Here is a 17,852-nt window from a genome sequence, read left to right as displayed (position 1 = left end):
CAGTCCCGATGATCCGTCGGGTCACGTGCAGCAGCGCTCCTCTGGGGGTGACCCCTCGGAGGACTGTGCCACACGCGTGCCCGCCTGGCCGGCGGCGATGCGCGCGATGTCGCCGAGCGCGCCGATGGACGCCGGCCTGCCGGTGTTGCGGACGAAACGGCAGGCGGCCTCCACCTTGGGGCCCATCGAGCCCGCGGCGAAGTGCATCGTCTCGAGTTCGTCGGGGGTGATCCGGGACAGCCGTCTCTGGTCCGGGGTTCCCCAGCCGGTGTACACCCCGTCGACGTCGGTGGCGATCACCAGCATGTCGGCGTGCAGCTGCTCGGCAAGCAGAGCCGACGCCAGGTCCTTGTCGATCACCGCCTCGACACCCTGCAGTCTGCCCTGCCCGTCGTACACCGTCGGGATTCCGCCGCCCCCGGCGCAGATGACCATGGTGCCGTGCTCGACCAGGGTGCGGATCGGGCCGATCTCGAAGATGCGCTTGGGTTTCGGGCTGGCGATCACCCGCCGGAAGTGCTCGCCGTCGGGGGCGAAGGTCCATCCGCTGGCCGCGTGCATCGCGTCGGCGGTCTGCCGGTCGTAGACCGGGCCGATCGGCTTTGTCGGGTTGGCGAACGCCGGATCGGCGGGGTCGACCTCGATCATCGTCAGAACGGTCGCCAGCGGCTGCTCCGGCGGCAGCACGTTGCCCAGTTCCTGCTCGATGACGTAGCCGATCATCGCCTCGGTCTGGGCGCCGAGCACATCGAGCGGGTACGGAGCGACGTCGTGGTAGGACGCCGCCTGCAGCGCCAGCAGACCGACCTGCGGTCCGTTGCCGTGCGCGATGACCAGCTGGTTGCCCTCGGCGACGGTGGCGATGGATTGTGCGGCCGAGCGGATGTTCTCCCGCTGGTTGTCGGCGGTCATGGGCTGGCCGCGGCGCAGAATCGCGTTGCCCCCCAGGGCGATGACGATCCGCATCGCCGTCAGGACAGCGCCGACACGAGGACGGCCTTGATGGTGTGCATCCGGTTCTCGGCCTGTTCGAAGGCGATGTTTGCCGGGCTCTCGAACACCGCGTCGGTGACCTCGATCCCGCCCGCCAGATGCGGGTATTGTGCTGCGATCTGCGCCCCGACCTTGGTCTCGCAGTTGTGGAACGCCGGAAGGCAGTGCATGAACTTGACCCGGGGATTGCCCGCGGCGGCCATCAGCGTGTCGTTGACCTGGAACGGCAGCAGTTCGTCGATGCGTTCGCCCCACGTCTCCACCGGTTCGCCCATGGACACCCACACGTCGGTGTAGATGAAGTCCACACCGTGCACGGCCTTGGCCGGCTCGTCGGTGATCAGGAGGCGTGCCCCGGAGGCGGCCGCGAACTCCTCACACATCGACACGTGATCTTCGTGCGGCCACAGGTCCGGCGGCGCCCCGATCCGCACGTCCATGCCCAGCTTCGCGGCGACCAGCAGCAGCGAATTGGCCACGTTGTTCCTGCCATCGCCGACGAACGCGAAAGCGATGTCGGTCAACGGTTTCGGGCAGTGCTCGGTCATGGTGAGGACGTCGGCGAGCATCTGGGTGGGGTGGAACTCGTCGGTGAGCCCGTTGAAGACCGGCACCCCGGCGTAGGCCGCCAGCTCCTCGACGGTCGACTGGCTGGCACCGCGGTACTCGATCGCGTCGTACATGCGGCCCAGCACACGTGCGGTGTCCTTCATCGACTCCTTGTGCCCGATCTGCGACGACGCCGGGTCGATGTAGGTGACGTGTGCGCCTTCGTCGTGGGCGGCCACCTCGAACGCGCAGCGGGTGCGGGTGGAGGTCTTCTCGAAGATCAATGCGATGTTCTTGCCGGCCAGGCTCTGCCTGCCCAGGCCGGAGTACTTGGCCCGCTTCAGATCCCGCGACAGGTCGAGCAGATAGTGCAGGTCGCGCTCGGTGTGGTGAACGAGGCTGAGCAGGCTGCGGTTTCGGTTGTTGAACGCCACGGGCTGTCCCTTTCTCAGGTGTAGAGCGGATCGCGCAGGATCGGGCAGGTCATGCAGCGGCCGCCGCCGCGGCCACGGCCGAGCTCACTGGCGTCGATGGTGACCACCTCGACACCGGCCTTGCGCAGCGCGGTGTTGGTGAGGATGTTGCGGTCGTAGCCGATCACCACACCGGGCTCCAGAGCGACGACGTTGTTGCCGTCGTCCCACTGTTCGCGCTGCACGCCGTAGACGTCACCGGCGGTGGTGACCACCCGGAAGGTGACGCCGAGCGCGTCACCGAGGGTGGGGATCAACGCCTTCGGCTCCCGCCGGATGTCCAGCCCCGACGGCGTCCGGTCGTCCGGGCGCAGGCTGAACGGCACGATCCCGTCGACGACGGGCGCGTAGGCGGTCACCAGATCGTGATCGCAGAACGTGAACACGGTGTCCAGATGCATGGCCGCGCGGCTCTTCGGCAGGCTCGCGATGATCACCCGCTCGGCCGCGCCTGCCGCGAACAGGTTGCGGGCCACCTGGGTGATCGCCTGGTGCGACGAGCGCTCGCCCATCCCGATGACCACGATGCCCCGGCCCAGCGGCATCACGTCGCCGCCCTCCAGCGTTGCCGAACCATGTTCTGAGACAGCACCTTCGGTGCCTCCCAGCCAGACGTCGAACTTCTCCTCGGCGAACGCGGGGTGGAACTTGTACACCGCGGTCGTCAGCAGCGTCTCCTGACGGCGGGCCGGCCAGTACATCGGGTTCAGCGTGACGCCGCCGAAGATCCACGACGAGTTGTCGCGCATGAACTGGGTATTGGGCAGCGGCCGCAGCACGAACCCGGTCGGGTCGAGTTCGCGAAACGCGGTCAGGAAATTGCCGCCGACCTCGTCGGGCACATCCTGGTAGGAGACACCGCCGATCAGGAACTCCGCCAGCCGGTCCGCGGGAAGCTCGGCCAGCCAGGTGCGGATCGCGTGCCGCAGACCGAGGCCGACGTGATCGTCGGTGACCTTGCGGTCCAGCACCCACTCCCGCCCCTGCGGGGTCGCCACCACCTCGGCGAGCAGGTCGCCCAACTCCAGCACCTCGACGCCGTGATCCTCCATCTTCGCGACGAAGTCGAAGTGGTCGCGGCGGGCCTGCTGCAGCCAGATCACGTCGTCGAACAACAGCTCGTTGCAGTTCTGCGGGGTCAGCCGCTGGTGGGCCAGGCCGGGCGCGCACACCATGACCCGGCGCAGTTTGCCTGCCTCCGACCACACCCCCAGACGTGAACCGGGCATCACAGCACCGCCAGATTCCCGGTGGCCAGCAACGCGATCGCGGCGACCGACGTCACGACCACCACCGCGAACACCACCAGTTCACCCTTGGTGAAGGCCGGCAGCCCGCTCTCCCTGCGCGCCCACACGTACAGTGCGGTGCCGACCAGATAGAAGACCGCCGCCATCAACAGGTACTGCCAGCCACCGGCATAGAGCAGCCACACCGCGTAGACCAGCGCCACCACGCCGACGAGCAGGTCCTTCGTCCTGCCGTGACCGGACTCGTAGGTCTCCCCGCGCACCGCCAGCAGCACCTGGTAGGCCGCCGACCACAGGTAGGGCAGCAGGATCAGCGATGTCGCCAGGTAGATCAGGTTCGTGTAGGTGCTCTCGTTGGCCAGCGTCCACAACAGAAGCGCCTGCACACACAGGTTGGTCAGCCACAGGGCGGTGGCAGGCGAACCGTGCGCGTTCTCCTTGGCCAGCGCCTTGGGCATCACGTTCTCCAGCGCGGGCAGCCGCAGGATCTCCACGCACAGCAGCACCCAGGCGATCAGCGCACCGAGAAGGGAGATGATCAACCCGATCGAGATGAAGGCCGCGCCCCAGCTGCCGACCTCGTTCTCCAGCAGCCCGGCCATCGACGGATCCGGGATGCCGGCCAGTTCGGCCTGGGCCACCAGACCGTAGGACAGCAGGTTGACCAGAAGCAGCAGGGCCAGCACCGCCGCGAACCCGAGCACGGTGGCACGGCCCACGTCGGCGCGTCGGGCGGCGCGCTGCGAGTAGACCGCGGCGCCCTCGATGCCGATGAAAACCCACACCGTCACCAGCATCATGTTCTTGACCTGGGTCATGGTGTCGCCGAGCGGGGCGCCGTCGATTTCGGTGGTGCGACCCCAGAAGTCGGCGGTGAACAGGCCCGCCTTGAATCCGACCGCGGCCAGCGCGATGAACACCACGATCGGCACCACCTTGGCGATCGTCACCACGACGTTGACCAACGCGGCGGTCTGCACGCCGCGCAACGTCATCGCGTGCACGATCCACAGCACCACCGACGCGCCGATGATGGCGGGCACGGTCGCGCCGCCCTCGAAGCTCGGGAAGAAATACCCCAACGTCGAGAACAGCAGAACGAGGTAGGCCACGTTGCCCACCCAGGCCGACATCCAGTAGCCGAACGCCGAGGTGAAACCGATGTAGTTGCCGAAACCCGCTCGGGCATAACCGTATACGCCGCCGTCGACATCGGGTTTGCGGGTGGCCAGGGTCTGGAACACGAAGGCGAGCATCAACATGCCGACGCCGGTGACCACCCAGCCGATCAGCAGCGGACCGGGCGCCGCGCTGCCCGCCATCTGCGACGGCAGGGCGAAGATGCCGCTGCCGATCATCGAGCCGACGACCAGTGCCGTCAGGGCGGCCAGACCGAGACCGGCCCTGGCGCCGGTGGGACGCGCCTCGGCGGGCCTCGGTGGGGGCGCAGGCATGACTGAGTGTGACATCGTCTCTCCCCGATTCAGAGGTACGAGGCGACGGAAGCCACCTCGTTGGACTGAGGCTACGAAGGATCCTCGCGTCTCTGAGGGGTCTTTGGTCCTCGATCGGCGGTTTTAGGTCCTCACTGCGATCACCTACGCCGTCAACGACGTTCGACCGTGAGCGTGAGGAAATGGGTCACACCCGAGATGCACGGGTCGTGGTGGCGGATCGACCATGGTGGGCGATATCGGCCGCCGGTGCCGAACGGATCACCAAAAGAAGTGACTTTGTGCCACTGATCCCGGCTCGGCCCGGCGGATACCGTCGTGTCATGACCGAGCGCCGGTGAGTGCTCGCTGCCGAAGGAGGTGGGTGAAATGGCCACTGCGCGAAGGACGATCAGCGATCAACCCAGGCGGGTGTTCCGTGACCGCCGCGAGGCGGGGCGCGTCCTGGCCGGCCTGCTCGGCGGATACCGCGGCAGGGAGGGTCTCGTCGTGCTCGGCCTCGCGCGTGGCGGGATCCCGGTCGCGTGGGAGGTGGCCGCGGCACTGGGAGCCCCGCTGGACGCCTTCATCGTGCGTAAGCTCGGCGCTCCCGGGCATGAAGAGTTCGCGATGGGGGCGCTGGCCAGCGGCGGACGCGTCGTGGTCAACGACGATGTGGTGCGCGCATTGCGGGTGTCGCCGCAGCAGCTGCGCGATGTGGCCGAACGTGAGGGCCGGGAACTGCACCGGCGCGAGGCGGCCTACCGGGGCGGACGGCCGCCGCTTGAGTTGGCCGGCAAGACGGTGATTCTCGTCGACGACGGGCTGGCCACCGGGTCGAGCATGATGGCCGCCGTCCAGGCGCTGCGCGAGCTGGACCCGGCCGAGATCGTCGTCGCGGTACCCGCGGCGCCGGAGTCGACCGTGCGCGAGTTCGGCGGACTCGTCGACGACGTGGTGTGTGCGTCGATGCCCACCCCGTTCCGCGCCGTCGGGGAGTCGTTCTGGGATTTCACCCAGGTCAGTGACGACGACGTGCACGAGCTGCTCACGACACCGACGGTCGGGATCGCCACCGCCCGGATCCGGCTTGCCGAGACACCCGCCGACGTCATCACCCGCTGCGCCGTCGACGCGCCGTCGGGTGTGCCGCCGTACGAGGCGCTCGAGGAAGTCATCGGCGATGCGCGCATCGTGCTGATCGGCGAGAGCTCACACGGCACGCACGAGTTCTACGAGGCGCGTGCGGAGATCACCAAGTGGTTGATCGAGGAGAAGGGCTTCTGCGCGGTGGCGGCCGAGGCCGACTGGCCCGACGCCTACCGGGTGAACCGCTACGTTCGCGGTCAGGGCCGGGACGCGTCGGCAGACGAAGCGCTGAGCGGATTCGAGCGTTTCCCGGCGTGGATGTGGCGCAACACCGTGGTCCGGGATTTCGTCGACTGGCTGCACGCCCGCAACAGCCGGTGCCGGGCCGACGGCCGCCGGGAGGCGGGTTTCTACGGACTGGACCTCTACAGCCTGCACCGGTCGATGCGCGAGGTCATCGGGTACCTGGAGAACATCGACCCCGCCGCGGCGCAGCGGGCGGCGAACCGGTACGCCTGCTTCGACCACACCTCGGCCGACGACGGTCAGGCCTACGGCTTCGCCGCCGCGTTCGGGGCCGGGTTGTCCTGCGAGCAGCAGGCCGTCGAACAGCTCGTCGAGCTGCACCGCAACGCGATGGAGTATGCCCGCCGGGACGGGTTCGTCGCCGAGGACGAGCTGTTCTACGCACAGCAGAACGCCCAGACCGTCCGCGACGCGGAGGTGTACTACCGCTCGATGTTCGCCGGGCGGGTCAGCTCGTGGAACCTGCGTGACAGGCACATGGCCCAGACCATGGAGGCCCTTCTGGCGCACCTGGATCGCCACAGCGGATCCGAACCGGCGCGAATCGTGGTGTGGGCGCACAACTCCCACGTCGGTGACGCGAGAGCGACCGAGGTCGGCGCCGACGGCCAGCTCACCCTCGGGCAGCTGGCCCGCGAGAAGTTCGGTGAAGACGCGCGGCTGATCGGGTTCACCACCTACTCGGGAACCGTGACCGCCGCGAGCACGTGGGGCGGGGTGGCCGAACGCAAGGCGGTCCGGCCCGGCCTCAACGGCAGCGTCGAGGAGCTGTTCCACGAGGTCGAACGGCCCGAGTTCCTGGTGTCGCCGATGATCAGCAAGGCCGCCGCGGAACCGCTGGACGCGGTCCGCCTCGCGCGCGCCATCGGGGTCATCTACCTGCCCGCGACGGAACGGCAGAGCCACTACTACCACGTCCGTCCCGGTGACCAGTACGACGCGCTCATCCACATCGACACCACGACAGCGCTGGAACCGCTGGAAACCACCAGCGTGTGGGTCGCCGGTGAGACACCCGAGACCTATCCCACGGGCCTGTGACTCCTCTGTCGATCGTCACGCTGACGATGAACACCGCACTCGACGTCGCCGCCGACGCCGACGAAGTCGTTCCCACCGAGAAGGTCCGCTGCCGCGCGGTGAGATACGACGCAGGCGGCGGCGGCGTCAACGTGGCGCGGTTCGCCCGGGTGCTGGGAGCGACGGTGTCGGCGGTGTTCACCGCGGGCGGGTCGACCGGCTCACGGGTGATCGACATGGTCGAGGCAGCGGGAGTGCCCGGTGTCCCCGTTCCCATCGAAGGGGCGACCCGCGAGAGCTTCACCGTCAACGAGCGTGCCACCGGAAAGCAGTACCGGTTCGTGCTGCCCGGCCCCGTCCTGAGTCCCGGTGAAGAGGCGCGCTGTCTCGAAGCGCTGCGGCAGGCCGCTTACTCGGCGCAGTTCGTGGTGGCCAGCGGCAGCCTGCCGCCGGGGGTGCCGCTCGATTTCTACCAGCGGGTGGCCGACATGTGCCGGGAGGCGGGCGCGCTGCTGATCCTGGACACCTCGGGAGGCGGGCTGAGCCACATCACGTCCGGTGTCTACGTGCTCAAGCCGAGCGTCCGTGAGCTGCGCGAGTGCGTCGGACGCCCGCTGCCGACGGAGGCAGAGCAGCTGGCGGCGGCGCACGAGCTCATCGACCGGGGGATCGCCCGGATCGTCGTCGTGTCGCTGGGTGCGCAGGGCGCGCTGCTGGCGGCGTCATCGCACAGCGAACGGTTTCCGGCGCTGCCCGTCGCCGCGGTCAGTGGCATCGGCGCCGGAGACGCGATGGTCGCCGGCATCACGGTCGGGCTGGCCGAGGGCTGGACCCTGGACCGGGCGGTGCGCTACGGCATCGCCGCCGCCACCGCGAAGCTGCAGACGCCGGCCACCTCGGTGTTCGACCGCGCCGACGTCGAGCACCACTTCGCCGAGCAGCTGGCACCGTCGGGCACCTGACCGCGCAGTTTTGCCGCTACGTTCGTATTTCCGTTCCGGCGATGGCACCATGGACGCGTGACCGACAAGGTCAGACCGGACGTCGACAACAGCATGCGCCCATTGCGGGACACGTTGTCTCAGCTTAGGCTTCGCGAACTTCTCAACGAAGTGCAGGATCGGGTCGAACAGATCGTCGAAGGCCGTGACCGGCTGGACGGGCTGCTCGACGCGATGCTCGTCGTCACGTCGGGCCTGGAACTCGACGAGACGCTGCGCACGATCGTGCGGACCGCCATCGACCTGGTCGACGCTCAGTACGGGGCGCTCGGTGTGCGCGGGCACGACCACGAACTGGTCGAATTCATCTACCAGGGGATCGACGAGCAGTCCAAGGAGCTGATCGGCCACCTGCCCGAGGGACGGGGCGTCCTGGGGGTTCTGATCGACGATCCGAAGCCGATCCGGTTGGACAGGATTTCCCAGCACCCGGCCTCGGTGGGCTTTCCGCCCAACCATCCGCCCATGCGGACCTTCCTCGGGGTGCCGGTGCGGATCCGCGACGAGGTGTTCGGCAACCTCTATCTGACCGAGAAGGCGGACGGGCAACCGTTCAGCGAGGACGACGAGGTGCTGGTCCAGGCGCTGGCCGCGGCGGCCGGCATCGCCATCGAGAACGCCCGGCTCTACCAGCAGTCCAAGACCAGGCGATCCTGGATCGAGGCCACCCGCGACATCGGCACGGAGATGCTCTCGGGTGCCGATCCGTCCAAGGTGTTCCGGTTGGTGGCCGACCAGTCGCGCCTCCTCAGCGGTGCACAGTCGACACTGGTCGCGGTGCGCTCCGATCTCGACGAGCTCGACGGGCGGGTCGATGAACTGGTGGTGGTCGCCACCGCCGGTGACGGCCCGGGGGTTTCCCCGAGCGCCATCCCCACCCACGGCAGCGCGATCGGTGAGGTCTTCTCCACCAAGACGCCGGTACGCTTCGACACCCTCGAGCTGGAGCCCCGGCACCTGGCACCGGGGCCTGCGCTGGTGCTGCCGCTGCGCGCGACCGACACGGTGGCCGGGGTGTTGGTGGCGCTGCGGCCGGAGGGGGCGCCGCCCTTCAACGCCGAGGAACTCGACATGATGGCGGCCTTCGTCGATCAGGCGGCGCTGGCCTGGCAGCTGGCCACCACGCAGCGACAGTTGCGCGAGCTCGACGTGCTCACCGATCGCGACCGCATCGCCCGCGACCTGCACGATCATGTGATCCAGCGGCTGTTCGCGGTGGGCCTGGCCCTGCAGGGCACGATTCCGCGGGCCCGCGCGCCGGAGGTCCGGGAGCGGCTCACCGACTGCGTCGACGACCTGCAGCAGGTGATCCAGGAGATCCGGACCGCGATCTTCGACCTGCACGGTGGGCACGGGGGCAGCAACCGGCTGCGGCAGCGGCTCGACGAGGCCATCGCCCAGTTCACCGCCTCCGACGTGCACACCACCGTCCAGTTCTCCGGTCCGCTGTCGGTCGTCGACCCGGCGCTGTCCGACCACGCCGAAGCTGTGGTCCGCGAAGCGGTCAGCAACGCGATCCGGCACTCCGGTGCGACCACGCTGGACGTCAGTGTCACCGCCGCCGACGAGCTGATCATCGAGGTGGCCGACGACGGCTGCGGTATGCCCGCCGACGTCACCGAGAGCGGGTTGACCAACCTGCGTCAGCGGGCCGGCGACGTCGGTGGCACGTTCACCGTCGAGTCGGGTGACGCCGGGGGCACCAGGCTGCGGTGGTGCGCCCCGTTGCGCTGACGCGCAAGGGGTTCGGCGAGCGCATCGAGCATCGTGGTGTCGGCCATCAGGCCCGAGCTGTAGAGCTCCAAGGCGGGCTCGATCATGTCGGCGGCGTAGTCGCGCAGCACGGCGGCCATGTCGCGCGGGGTGGGGTGACGGTGCCGGTAGAGCAGGAACCCGCCTGCGTTGCTGAGCGCCAGGAACTTCGCCCGTGCCCGCGGGTTGCGGCTCGGCTTGACGGTCCCGGCACGGACTCCGTCGTCGAGATAGTCGATGACGTTCTCGATCATCCTGTCGAGCAGGCCGTCTGCCAGACTCTGGCCGTCTTCGATGCTGCGGACCAGATACGCCATCAGCGGGGCATACGATTCGATTCCGGCGAGGGCCGCCCGCCAGGTGGCGGGGTCGTGAGATTGCAGTGCCTGGCTTTTCGAGGTCCGGATGGTTTCGACGACGTGGTCGTCGCAGGCCTTTAGAAGGTTGCGCTTCGAACCGTAGAGGTCGATGACCACGTCCGCGCTCAGGCCCGCCGCCGCGGCGATGGCCCGGATCGGTGTCCGGAATCCCTGGGCGCCGATCTTCGCGATGGCGGCGTCGCGGATCTGGGCGCGCAGCTGCTCCTCGGCGGCGTGAACGGCGATCACTTCCTGGTCCAGGGCTGTCATGGTCATCTCCTTGCTCCGCGTCCGGGATCCGGTACGGGTCTTTCCTGGACAGGATCCTTGTCCGGGCAATCACGGGGATAGGGTCGTTGGCCGTCCTCGGGGGAGACGAAAGTCCCTCACGCGCAGGCCGAGCAGGTCACGCCGTGACCGCGACATCGACCGACAGTGCCTCGGCGAGCGCGTGGGCGCCGGCCCAATCGCCTTCCCGGACGGTGCGGGCGAAGTCGTCGGCCAAGGCGCTGTGCACGCCCAGTTGTTCCAGCCAACTCGACACGGTGACGGTGATCTCGTCCGCCGTGACGCGGACCGAGCGTTCTCGATGCAGGCGGTCGGTGAGCACGTAGGTGGCGGGACCCGGTCCGGTGCGGCGTATCAGGCAGCTCAGCGTCTTCATCGTGGCTCCTCGGCGAATCGTGTGTCTCGAGCACACCACCCGCGGGCGCTCGGCGCTAAGGCCGATGTGCGGTGATTCATAGGTGCTTTGGTCCCATGACGGGCGGGTGGGACTTTCGGCCCTTCTCCTCGACGGGCCGCGCGGCAAGCATCGGTGCTCAGGCGAAAGGTTCTCTCATGACGGCCGTGAAGCAGAAGACACCCGCGTCGCCGTCGAAGTGGCCCACGCAGGTCAGGCGGCGCGACGGCACCCTGGTCCCTTTCGACATCGGACGGATCGAAGCTGCCGTCAGCCGGGCCGCGTGTGAGGTGGCCTGTGCGGATCCCGACATGCCGGGGACCGTGGCGGTGACGGTGGCCGATGCGCTCGGGTCGGCGATCGCGCCCGTCGAGAAGATCCAGGACTACGTCGAGGCCCGGCTGGGGGAGGCCGGCCTCGACGACGTCGCCCGCGCCTACATCATCTACCGGAACCGGCACGCCGAATTACGTTCGGCGAAGGCGCTTCTCGGGGTCCGCGACGAGTTGAAGCTCAGTCTGGCCGCAGTGACCGTGCTGCGGGAGAGATATCTGCAGCACGACGAGCGCGGTCACCCGACCGAGTCGACGGGCGAGATGATGGACCGGGCCGCCCGTTACGTCGCGACCGCCGAGGACCGGTATCTGCCGGGATCGTCGGCGCGGTGGGCCGATCAGTTCGCCGCGTCGCTGCGCCGCCTGGAGTTCCTGCCGAACTCGCCGACCCTGATGAACGCGGGCAGCGATCTCGGGCTGCTCTCGGGCTGTGTGGTGCTGCCCGTCGACGACTCGCTGCGTTCCATCTTCTCGACGCTGGGACACGCCGCGGAGGTGCAGCGCTGTGGCGGTGGTACGGGATTCGCGTTCAGCCGCCTGCGGCCCGCCGGTGACCGGATCGCCAGCACCGGCGGCCGAGCCAGCGGGCCGGTCTCGTTCCTGGAACTCTTCGACACCGCGGCCAGGGTCGTTTCCCTTGGCGGCCGGCGGCGCGGCGCATGTATGGGCGTGCTCGACGTGTCACACCCCGACATTGAGGACTTTGTCACCGCGAAAACCGAGTCGCCGGAACGACTGTCGCATTTCAACCTGTCGGTGGGAGTCAGCGACTCGTTCATGCGCGCGGTGGAGCGCGGTGATGTGCATCGACTCGTCAATCCCCGCACCGGGCGCACCGTCGCCAAGGTCTCCGCGGTCGAGCTGTTCGATGTCATCTGCGAGTCCGCACGTGCCTGCGGCGATCCCGGGCTGGTGTTCCTCGACACCGTCAACCGCGCCAACCCGGTACCGCGGCTCGGCCGGATCGAGGCGACCAACCCGTGTGGTGAGGTGCCGCTGCTACCCAACGAGTCGTGCAACCTCGGCTCGCTCAACCTTGCCCGGATGGTCACCGACGGCCGCATCGACTGGAGCCGGCTGCGCGACGTCACTGCACTGGCCGTGCGTTTCCTCGACGACGTCATCGACGTCAGCCGGTATCCGTTCGATGAGCTCGACGCGGCCGGCCGCGCTACCCGCAAGATCGGTCTCGGCGTGATGGGACTGGCCGAAGTCCTTGCCTCGCTGGGCATCCCGTACGACAGTGACGACGCGGTACGGCTGGCGGGCCGGATCATGGGCCGCGTGCAGCGGGTGGCGCACGAGACCTCGGAGCAGCTCGCCGCGGAGCGGGGCCCGTTCCCCGCGTACCCCGACAGTCGCCTCACCCGGCCGCGGCGCAACGCCCAGCTCACGTCGGTGGCGCCGACCGGCACGATCTCGTTGATCGCGGGCACCACCGCCGGCATCGAGCCGATGTTCGCGATCGCGTACACCCGCGCCGTGGTCGGCAGGCATCTGCTGGAGGTCAATCCGTGTTTCGACCGGATGGCGCGGCGCCGGGGGTTCTACACCGACGAGCTGATCACCGAGATCGCGCACAGCGGGGGAGTGCGGGGTTACCGCGGTGACCTGCCCGCGGACGTGCGCGCGGCGTTCCCGACCGCCGCCGAGATCTCCCCCGAATGGCATCTGCGCATGCAGGCCGCAGTGCAGCGGCACGTCGACGCCGCCGTGTCGAAGACGGTGAACCTGCCCGAGGCGGCGACGGCCGACGACGTCCGCGCGATCTACCTGAGCGCGTGGAAGGCGAAAGTCAAGGGCATCACCGTGTACCGCTACGGCAGTCGGCAAGGTCAGGTGCTGTCCTACGCCGCTCCGCCGCCGCAGGTGCCCCACGCCGACCTGGAGTTCAGTGGCGGATGTGTGGGCCGGTCCTGCGAGATGTGAGCCGCGTGCTCACCCACCCGGGGTTCCCAGGTGACGGACGAACCAGTCCCGCGCGAGCGCCGCGGCCTGCTCGAGGGTGCCGGGCTCCTCGAAGAGATGGGTCGCACCGGGCACCACGGCGACCGTGCATTCGGCCGACATCGCCGCCTGCGCACGCTGATTCAGCTCGAGTACCACCTCGTCGCGCGAGCCGACGATCAGCAACGTCGGCGCGGTGACGGCTCCCAGGTGGACGCCGGCCAGATCGGGCCGTCCACCCCGTGACACCACGGCGGCGATGTCGACGCGTCTGTCGGCGGCCGCGGTCAAGGCCGCGCCCGCACCGGTACTTGCGCCGAAATAGCCGACGGGCAGCACAGCGAGATCGGGCCTGCCCGCGAGCCACAACGTGACGTCGACGAGTCGGCCCGCCAGCAGGTCGATGTCGAACACGTTGGCACGGTCGGCTTCCTCGGCGGGCGTGAGCAGGTCGAACAGCAGGGTCGCAAGACCGGCCTCGTTGAGCACCTTGGCCACGTAGCGGTTACGGATGCTGTGTCGGCTGCTGCCGCTGCCGTGCGCGAAGACGACCACGCCGGCGGCGTTCTCGGGAACGGTGAGATGACCGTCCAAGTCCGCCGCGGCGGTCGACACCCGCACCGGGGCGTCCTCGAGCAACCGCGTCACCGGTCGTCTTCGATGATGTGGACCGCGGCCTCCTCTGCCGACGCTGCGCCCCCGCTGATGCCCACGTCGTCCGCGACGAGTTCGTCCTCGGTGTCCTCCCCGAACCCCAGATCCGGGGCGACGAGCCGACCCGCACGAGCGTTGCCGACCTCGCGCCGCCAGGGGAACTCGGCGTCACGCTCCGCTTCGTCCGACCGCTGTCGCCCGGCGTCGTCGAACGATGAATCGAGCTGTGCCGCCGGGTCGGGCTCCTCCTCGGAGAGAAGCTGGTCCATGCTCTCGTCGGGTCCGAATGCGCCACGCCCGTAGGGCCTTTCGGGAGGTGAGTACCCCTCGTCGAGTACGTCTTCGACGCCACGGTCGATGAGGGTGTCCTCCTGCTGGAGTTGGTTCTCGGGGTCGGTGCTGTACTCACCCGCCGCCGGGCCGGTGCCGAAGTTCGATGTGCTCATGCGATCGCCTGCTGAGCGCAGATCGCCTTGACGAACTGTGCGACAGCGTATTCGGGCAGGTGACGGGCGACGTCGGCTTCGGAGACGATCCCGACGAGCCGGTGGTCGTCGATCACCGGCAATCTGCGGACCTGGTGCTCCTCCATCAGGGTGAGCATCTGCTGCGCGTCGGCGTCGGCGTCCACGTGATAGACGCTGCCCTGCGCCAGTTCGCCGACGGTGACGGCGGCGGGATCATGTCCCGCGGCAATGCACTTGATGACGATGTCGCGGTCGGTGACCATACCGTGCAGCCGGTCGTCGTCCCCGCAGACAGGCAACGCCCCGATGCCCAGCTCCGCCATGCGGCGTGCGGCCTCGGCCAGCGTCTCGTGCTCACCGACACACGTCACCCCGGTGTGCATGATCTCCCGTGCAGTTGTCATGGTGTGTCCTCCTCCAACAGGTGAGCCGGGTCATCCCCTGGCCTGTATGAATTGTGAGCCCATTCGGCTTCCGTCCCCAGAGGTCTTTTGGCATCAGATTCACAACCAAGGCCTCCAGCTTCGGGAGCTGTCCGGACTAGCGTCACCTACCGAGGCGTCGCGCTGCCGAGAGGAGCGGATATGCCTGAACGGGGGAGCCCCCACGGAGTCGTCGTCGGGGTGGACGGGTCGGATTGCTCGCTGGCGGCGGTCCGGTGGGCCGCCCGCGAGGCGCACTTCCGCCACGCTCGGCTCGCCATCGTCCACGTCGTCACCGAGGGCGGGGACGAGGAGGCCGACGCGGTGCTCGCCGAGGCGATGGCGCAGGGCCGTGACGCCGCCGGCGGCGGCGGATCCGAGATCGAGACCAGGCGGGTGCACGGCAGACCGGTACAGGCACTGGTCGACCTGTCCGGTACAGCGCAGATGATCGTCGTCGGCCGCCGCGGCCGCACGGGAAGGCGGCCACCGGGGGTCGGCAGTGTCGGCGCGGGCCAACTGCACCACGCCCACTGTCCGGTGGCGATCGTCCACGACGACACCGACCAGCAGCAACCGAGGCCCGTCCTGGTCGGTGTCGACGGGTCGAAGCCCTCGCTTGCCGCGGCGGCAATCGCCTTCGATGAGGCGTCATGGCGTGGGGCCGACCTGTTGGCCCTGCACGTGTGCAAGGACGCGGACGCGCCGGCCTCTCACGACGCGCAGACCTCGGTGCTCGAACAGGACGCCGAGGATTTCCTGACCGCGTCGCTTGCCGACCTGCGTCAGCAGTATCCGGAGGTCGTCGTGCATCGGCTGGTGCGCTTCGGGAAACCGGCCCGTCAGCTGTTGGCGCAGGCGGAACGGGCGCAGCTCGTCGTCGTCGGCAGCCACGGCCGCGGCGGATTCGCGGGCAAGCTGCTCGGCTCGGTCAGCGCCGCCGTGGCAGACGAAGCCCGCGTTCCGGTGATCGTCGCCCGGCAGCCCTAGCCCGGCGCGGTGACCTTCGACCCTGCCGGGCGACACCTCGGTGCGGTGTGCTTGATCGGACAGGACTTTGGAGAGGACTCGAAGAGGACACGGAGGTTCCGACATGCGTGACACTTCGAAGGTCGCGGCACTCGACCACGCCATGCACGCCGCGCACACGTGGGTCAACGAGATCGCGCGTGAGTTCGACACCGACGACCGGGAATTCGCCTATGGGGTGCTGAGAGGTTGGCTGCACACCCTGCGGGACCGTCTCACCATGGAGGCGGCGGCGCACTTTGCCGCGCAGCTTCCCGACCTCGTCAGGGGCGTGTTCTATGCAGGCTGGGATCCGGCCGCCGTGCCGATCAAGTTCGATGCGAAGGCCTACACGGTGCGGTTCGCCAAAGAGGCGAACATCGCCGTCCACGACGTCGCGAAGGCCTCCGCGGCCGTCACGGCCGTGCTCATGCGGTTACTCCCACCTGCCCAGGTCACCAAGGTGCTCGACCAGCTGCCCGACGACATCAAGACGCTCATGCAACCCTGAGCGGATAACGCAGCACCGCCGCGATCCCGTCGGTGAGCTGCGCCCCGTCGCCGGCCCGCACCACCGTGGCATCGGTCGAGATCGCCAGGAACGGCACGGCTTCGTCGGCCAGCACGACGCCGCTCGGCGCTTCACCGAGTTCGGACAACGTGTCGGCGTCGGGCGCGATCGTGGTGCGGCGCTGGCCACAGACGACCGTGGCACTCCCCATGTCGCCGACGATCAGCGCGCCCACGGAGCCGGCCCGCAGCGCCGTGCAGACGTCGGGAAGGCCTTCGACGGCCAATCCGGAGTTGCGCGCGGACTCGGCCTTGAACCGCGCCAGGGCGGCGTTCGCCCCGTCGCGTTGGCGGCGCGCGAATTCGGCGTCGATCTCGCCGGCCAGCTCGCGTTCGGTGGCCCGGCCGCCGCGGGCGCCGGCCGGGAGCGTGACGACGCGGTCGGCGATGCGTTGCGGCAGAGCGGCCACGACATCGGTACGGGCCCGGACTTCGCCCGACAGGAACACGAGTTCGCCGCCACCGCGGTCGACGAGGTCGGTGATGCGGTCGGCGACCGCGCGGGCATTCATCCGAACGGCCTCCTCGGCCGAGCGCTCATGATCGTCGTATCCCTGCCATCCGGCGGAGACCGGCTTGTGCACCGGATAACCGTGTCCGTCGACCGTTTCGCGGTGCACCAGTCCGTTGCGGTGCCCGGTGAGGTCGGCGCCCAGATGGTCGACGGCGGCGAACACGTACGGGGGATTGCTGGTCGTGAGGTCGAGCAGGGGCAGGACGTACGGGTATTCCGAGACCCGCAGCACCGTGATCGACGGCGGCGCACCGAGGTGCTCGTTGAGCAGGACGCCCTCGCGCCCTGCGATCACCGCACGGCCGCCGCGTCCCACGCCCGGCTGACTGTGCAGCAGCGCACGTTCGACGGCGCCGATCATGTGCTCGGCGGCGCCGCTGTCTTCGAGGTTCCGCCGAATCGCCTGCCACCGGATGGTGGCCCGCTTCTCGGCGTCGGGATTGTCCCTTGTGTCGTCGACGTAGAGCGACACGAACGGGCCGGACGCATCGGCGAAGGAACGGAGACGGTCAATGGGCATGGTCTTCCCCGCTGGTATCGGTCGCCAAGTCGAACTTGACGAAGTGCTGGATACCGAAGCGCTCGAACGCGCGCCTGCGGCGTGCCGACAGCTGCCCGGCGGCCGTTGCGGCGTCGATGATCTGAGGATCGACCACGTCGAAAGAGCTTCCGTCGACGGTGATCGTCGCCGTTCCCGTGGCCTGCACGTTGCGCAGCCAGTCGACGCCGGTGCCGTAGGGCAATGGGGTGATGAATCCATCTGACACCCGTTCCGCGACGACAGGTGTGGTGCGGATCCTGCCGGTGCGGCGACCGGTGTGCCGCAGCGCTGCGGCGTACCAGTGCCTGCGACCGGCCAGAAGCAGCATCACGGGATTGAGCACATGTTTGTTGAACGTCCGCACCGCATCCCGGGCCGAAATCGTGGATTGTCTGGCCATACCCCGATGGTCACCGGCGGGCGTCCGGGGCGGCAGAGTCAGCGGACCCCCGTTGCAGGGACCTAAGCCACCATTTCGGTGATGGGT

Annotated in this window: 16 protein-coding genes and 1 pseudogene; 6 read left to right on the top strand and 11 right to left on the bottom strand. The window is 68.8% G+C overall.

The genetic code is table 11. From position 1 onward, the window contains the following. Positions 1–21: 21 nt before the first annotated feature. Genes arcC through arcD form a run of 4 tightly spaced genes read right to left on the bottom strand, consistent with a single transcriptional unit; the run spans position 22 to position 4,734 of the window. Complete coding sequence (gene arcC / locus BN976_RS08935) at positions 22–966, bottom strand: carbamate kinase (protein ID WP_036370014.1); 945 nt, start codon at positions 964–966, stop codon at positions 22–24. A gap of 5 nt (positions 967–971) precedes the next feature. Then, entirely contained in the window at positions 972–1,976 is a 1,005-nt protein-coding gene (locus BN976_RS08930; protein ID WP_011778653.1) for an ornithine carbamoyltransferase, read from the bottom strand. A 14-nt stretch (positions 1,977–1,990) separates the two neighbouring features. Beyond that, complete coding sequence (locus tag BN976_RS08925) at positions 1,991–3,244, bottom strand: arginine deiminase (RefSeq protein ID WP_036370011.1); 1,254 nt, start codon at positions 3,242–3,244, stop codon at positions 1,991–1,993. After that, entirely contained in the window at positions 3,244–4,734 is a 1,491-nt protein-coding gene (gene arcD / locus BN976_RS08920; RefSeq protein WP_199558919.1) for an arginine-ornithine antiporter, read from the bottom strand. Before arcD ends, BN976_RS08925 begins: the two co-directional genes overlap by 1 nt. Positions 4,735–5,088: 354 nt before the next feature. On the opposite strand from arcD, the gene BN976_RS08915 reads away from it, so the two are divergent. From BN976_RS08915 to BN976_RS08905, 3 genes are all read left to right on the top strand, one after another. After that, positions 5,089–7,134: an erythromycin esterase family protein gene (locus BN976_RS08915; protein WP_051558371.1), complete on the top strand. Its 2,046-nt coding sequence runs from the start codon at positions 5,089–5,091 to the stop codon at positions 7,132–7,134. Continuing rightward, on the top strand, positions 7,131–8,075 hold the full coding sequence (locus BN976_RS08910; RefSeq protein ID WP_105387717.1) for a 1-phosphofructokinase family hexose kinase: 945 nt from the start codon (positions 7,131–7,133) through the stop codon (positions 8,073–8,075). The genes BN976_RS08915 and BN976_RS08910 overlap by 4 nt, the downstream gene beginning before the upstream one ends. Positions 8,076–8,168: 93 nt before the next feature. Continuing rightward, entirely contained in the window at positions 8,169–9,848 is a 1,680-nt protein-coding gene (locus tag BN976_RS08905; RefSeq protein WP_084182272.1) for a sensor histidine kinase, read from the top strand. On the opposite strand, the gene BN976_RS08900 is transcribed toward BN976_RS08905, so the two are convergent. Next, positions 9,758–10,495: a TetR/AcrR family transcriptional regulator gene (locus tag BN976_RS08900; protein ID WP_235622011.1), complete on the bottom strand. Its 738-nt coding sequence runs from the start codon at positions 10,493–10,495 to the stop codon at positions 9,758–9,760. The two genes, BN976_RS08905 and BN976_RS08900, sit on opposite strands and share 91 nt — an antisense overlap. A 136-nt stretch (positions 10,496–10,631) precedes the next feature. Beyond that, on the bottom strand, positions 10,632–10,889 hold the full coding sequence (locus BN976_RS08895; RefSeq protein ID WP_011778660.1) for an Rv2628 protein family: 258 nt from the start codon (positions 10,887–10,889) through the stop codon (positions 10,632–10,634). 176 nt (positions 10,890–11,065) lie between these two features. Here BN976_RS08895 and BN976_RS08890 point away from each other — a divergent pair, with 176 nt between their 5' ends. Then, the gene (locus tag BN976_RS08890; RefSeq protein WP_036370004.1) at positions 11,066–13,171 is read left to right on the top strand and encodes an adenosylcobalamin-dependent ribonucleoside-diphosphate reductase; all 2,106 of its coding nucleotides are present in this window, start codon (positions 11,066–11,068) and stop codon (positions 13,169–13,171) included. A gap of 9 nt (positions 13,172–13,180) precedes the next feature. Here BN976_RS08890 and BN976_RS08885 read toward each other — a convergent pair. From BN976_RS08885 to BN976_RS08875, 3 genes and pseudogenes are all read right to left on the bottom strand, one after another. Continuing rightward, positions 13,181–13,780 (bottom strand): annotated as a pseudogene (locus BN976_RS08885) (dienelactone hydrolase family protein); the annotation flags it as partial. 53 nt (positions 13,781–13,833) lie between these two features. Continuing rightward, positions 13,834–14,289 (bottom strand): DUF5709 domain-containing protein, encoded by a 456-nt coding sequence (locus BN976_RS08880; RefSeq protein ID WP_011778663.1) that lies wholly within the window; start codon positions 14,287–14,289, stop codon positions 13,834–13,836. Continuing rightward, complete coding sequence (locus BN976_RS08875; RefSeq protein WP_036370003.1) at positions 14,286–14,714, bottom strand: CBS domain-containing protein; 429 nt, start codon at positions 14,712–14,714, stop codon at positions 14,286–14,288. The genes BN976_RS08880 and BN976_RS08875 overlap by 4 nt, the downstream gene beginning before the upstream one ends. 180 nt (positions 14,715–14,894) lie before the next feature. Here BN976_RS08875 and BN976_RS08870 point away from each other — a divergent pair, with 180 nt between their 5' ends. Then, complete coding sequence (locus BN976_RS08870; RefSeq protein WP_036370002.1) at positions 14,895–15,722, top strand: universal stress protein; 828 nt, start codon at positions 14,895–14,897, stop codon at positions 15,720–15,722. A gap of 103 nt (positions 15,723–15,825) precedes the next feature. Further along, a complete protein-coding gene (locus BN976_RS08865) occupies positions 15,826–16,251 on the top strand; it encodes a DUF2267 domain-containing protein (RefSeq protein WP_036370001.1) in 426 nt (141 codons plus the stop codon). Here the strand turns inward: BN976_RS08865 and BN976_RS08860 are convergent. Both BN976_RS08860 and BN976_RS08855 read right to left on the bottom strand, forming a co-directional pair. After that, entirely contained in the window at positions 16,238–17,344 is a 1,107-nt protein-coding gene (locus BN976_RS08860) for an Rv2629 family ribosome hibernation factor (RefSeq protein ID WP_036369999.1), read from the bottom strand. The two genes, BN976_RS08865 and BN976_RS08860, sit on opposite strands and share 14 nt — an antisense overlap. Continuing rightward, the gene (locus BN976_RS08855) at positions 17,334–17,765 is read right to left on the bottom strand and encodes a nitroreductase/quinone reductase family protein (protein WP_036369997.1); all 432 of its coding nucleotides are present in this window, start codon (positions 17,763–17,765) and stop codon (positions 17,334–17,336) included. Before BN976_RS08855 ends, BN976_RS08860 begins: the two co-directional genes overlap by 11 nt. Positions 17,766–17,852: the final 87 nt, after the last annotated feature.

It is taken from the genome of Mycolicibacterium austroafricanum (assembly GCF_000612725.1).
Classification (GTDB): Bacteria; Actinomycetota; Actinomycetes; order Mycobacteriales; family Mycobacteriaceae; genus Mycobacterium; species Mycobacterium austroafricanum.
Note: the sequence above shows the minus strand (reverse complement) of the source record. Positions and strands in the feature narration are given on the sequence as shown.

Coding starts and splice junctions, on each gene's coding strand:
- arcC (WP_036370014.1), bottom strand. CDS start 966: ATGCGGATCGTCATCGCCCTGGGGGGCAACGCGATTCTGCGCCGCGGC.
- BN976_RS08925 (WP_036370011.1), bottom strand. CDS start 3,244: ATGCCCGGTTCACGTCTGGGGGTGTGGTCGGAGGCAGGCAAACTGCGC.
- BN976_RS08890 (WP_036370004.1), top strand. CDS start 11,066: ATGACGGCCGTGAAGCAGAAGACACCCGCGTCGCCGTCGAAGTGGCCC.
- BN976_RS08915 (WP_051558371.1), top strand. CDS start 5,089: ATGGCCACTGCGCGAAGGACGATCAGCGATCAACCCAGGCGGGTGTTC.
- BN976_RS08855 (WP_036369997.1), bottom strand. CDS start 17,765: ATGGCCAGACAATCCACGATTTCGGCCCGGGATGCGGTGCGGACGTTC.
- BN976_RS08880 (WP_011778663.1), bottom strand. CDS start 14,289: ATGAGCACATCGAACTTCGGCACCGGCCCGGCGGCGGGTGAGTACAGC.
- BN976_RS08860 (WP_036369999.1), bottom strand. CDS start 17,344: ATGCCCATTGACCGTCTCCGTTCCTTCGCCGATGCGTCCGGCCCGTTC.
- BN976_RS08900 (WP_235622011.1), bottom strand. CDS start 10,495: ATGACAGCCCTGGACCAGGAAGTGATCGCCGTTCACGCCGCCGAGGAG.
- BN976_RS08905 (WP_084182272.1), top strand. CDS start 8,169: ATGCGCCCATTGCGGGACACGTTGTCTCAGCTTAGGCTTCGCGAACTT.
- BN976_RS08895 (WP_011778660.1), bottom strand. CDS start 10,889: ATGAAGACGCTGAGCTGCCTGATACGCCGCACCGGACCGGGTCCCGCC.
- arcD (WP_199558919.1), bottom strand. CDS start 4,734: ATGTCACACTCAGTCATGCCTGCGCCCCCACCGAGGCCCGCCGAGGCG.
- BN976_RS08865 (WP_036370001.1), top strand. CDS start 15,826: ATGCGTGACACTTCGAAGGTCGCGGCACTCGACCACGCCATGCACGCC.
- BN976_RS08875 (WP_036370003.1), bottom strand. CDS start 14,714: ATGACAACTGCACGGGAGATCATGCACACCGGGGTGACGTGTGTCGGT.
- BN976_RS08870 (WP_036370002.1), top strand. CDS start 14,895: ATGCCTGAACGGGGGAGCCCCCACGGAGTCGTCGTCGGGGTGGACGGG.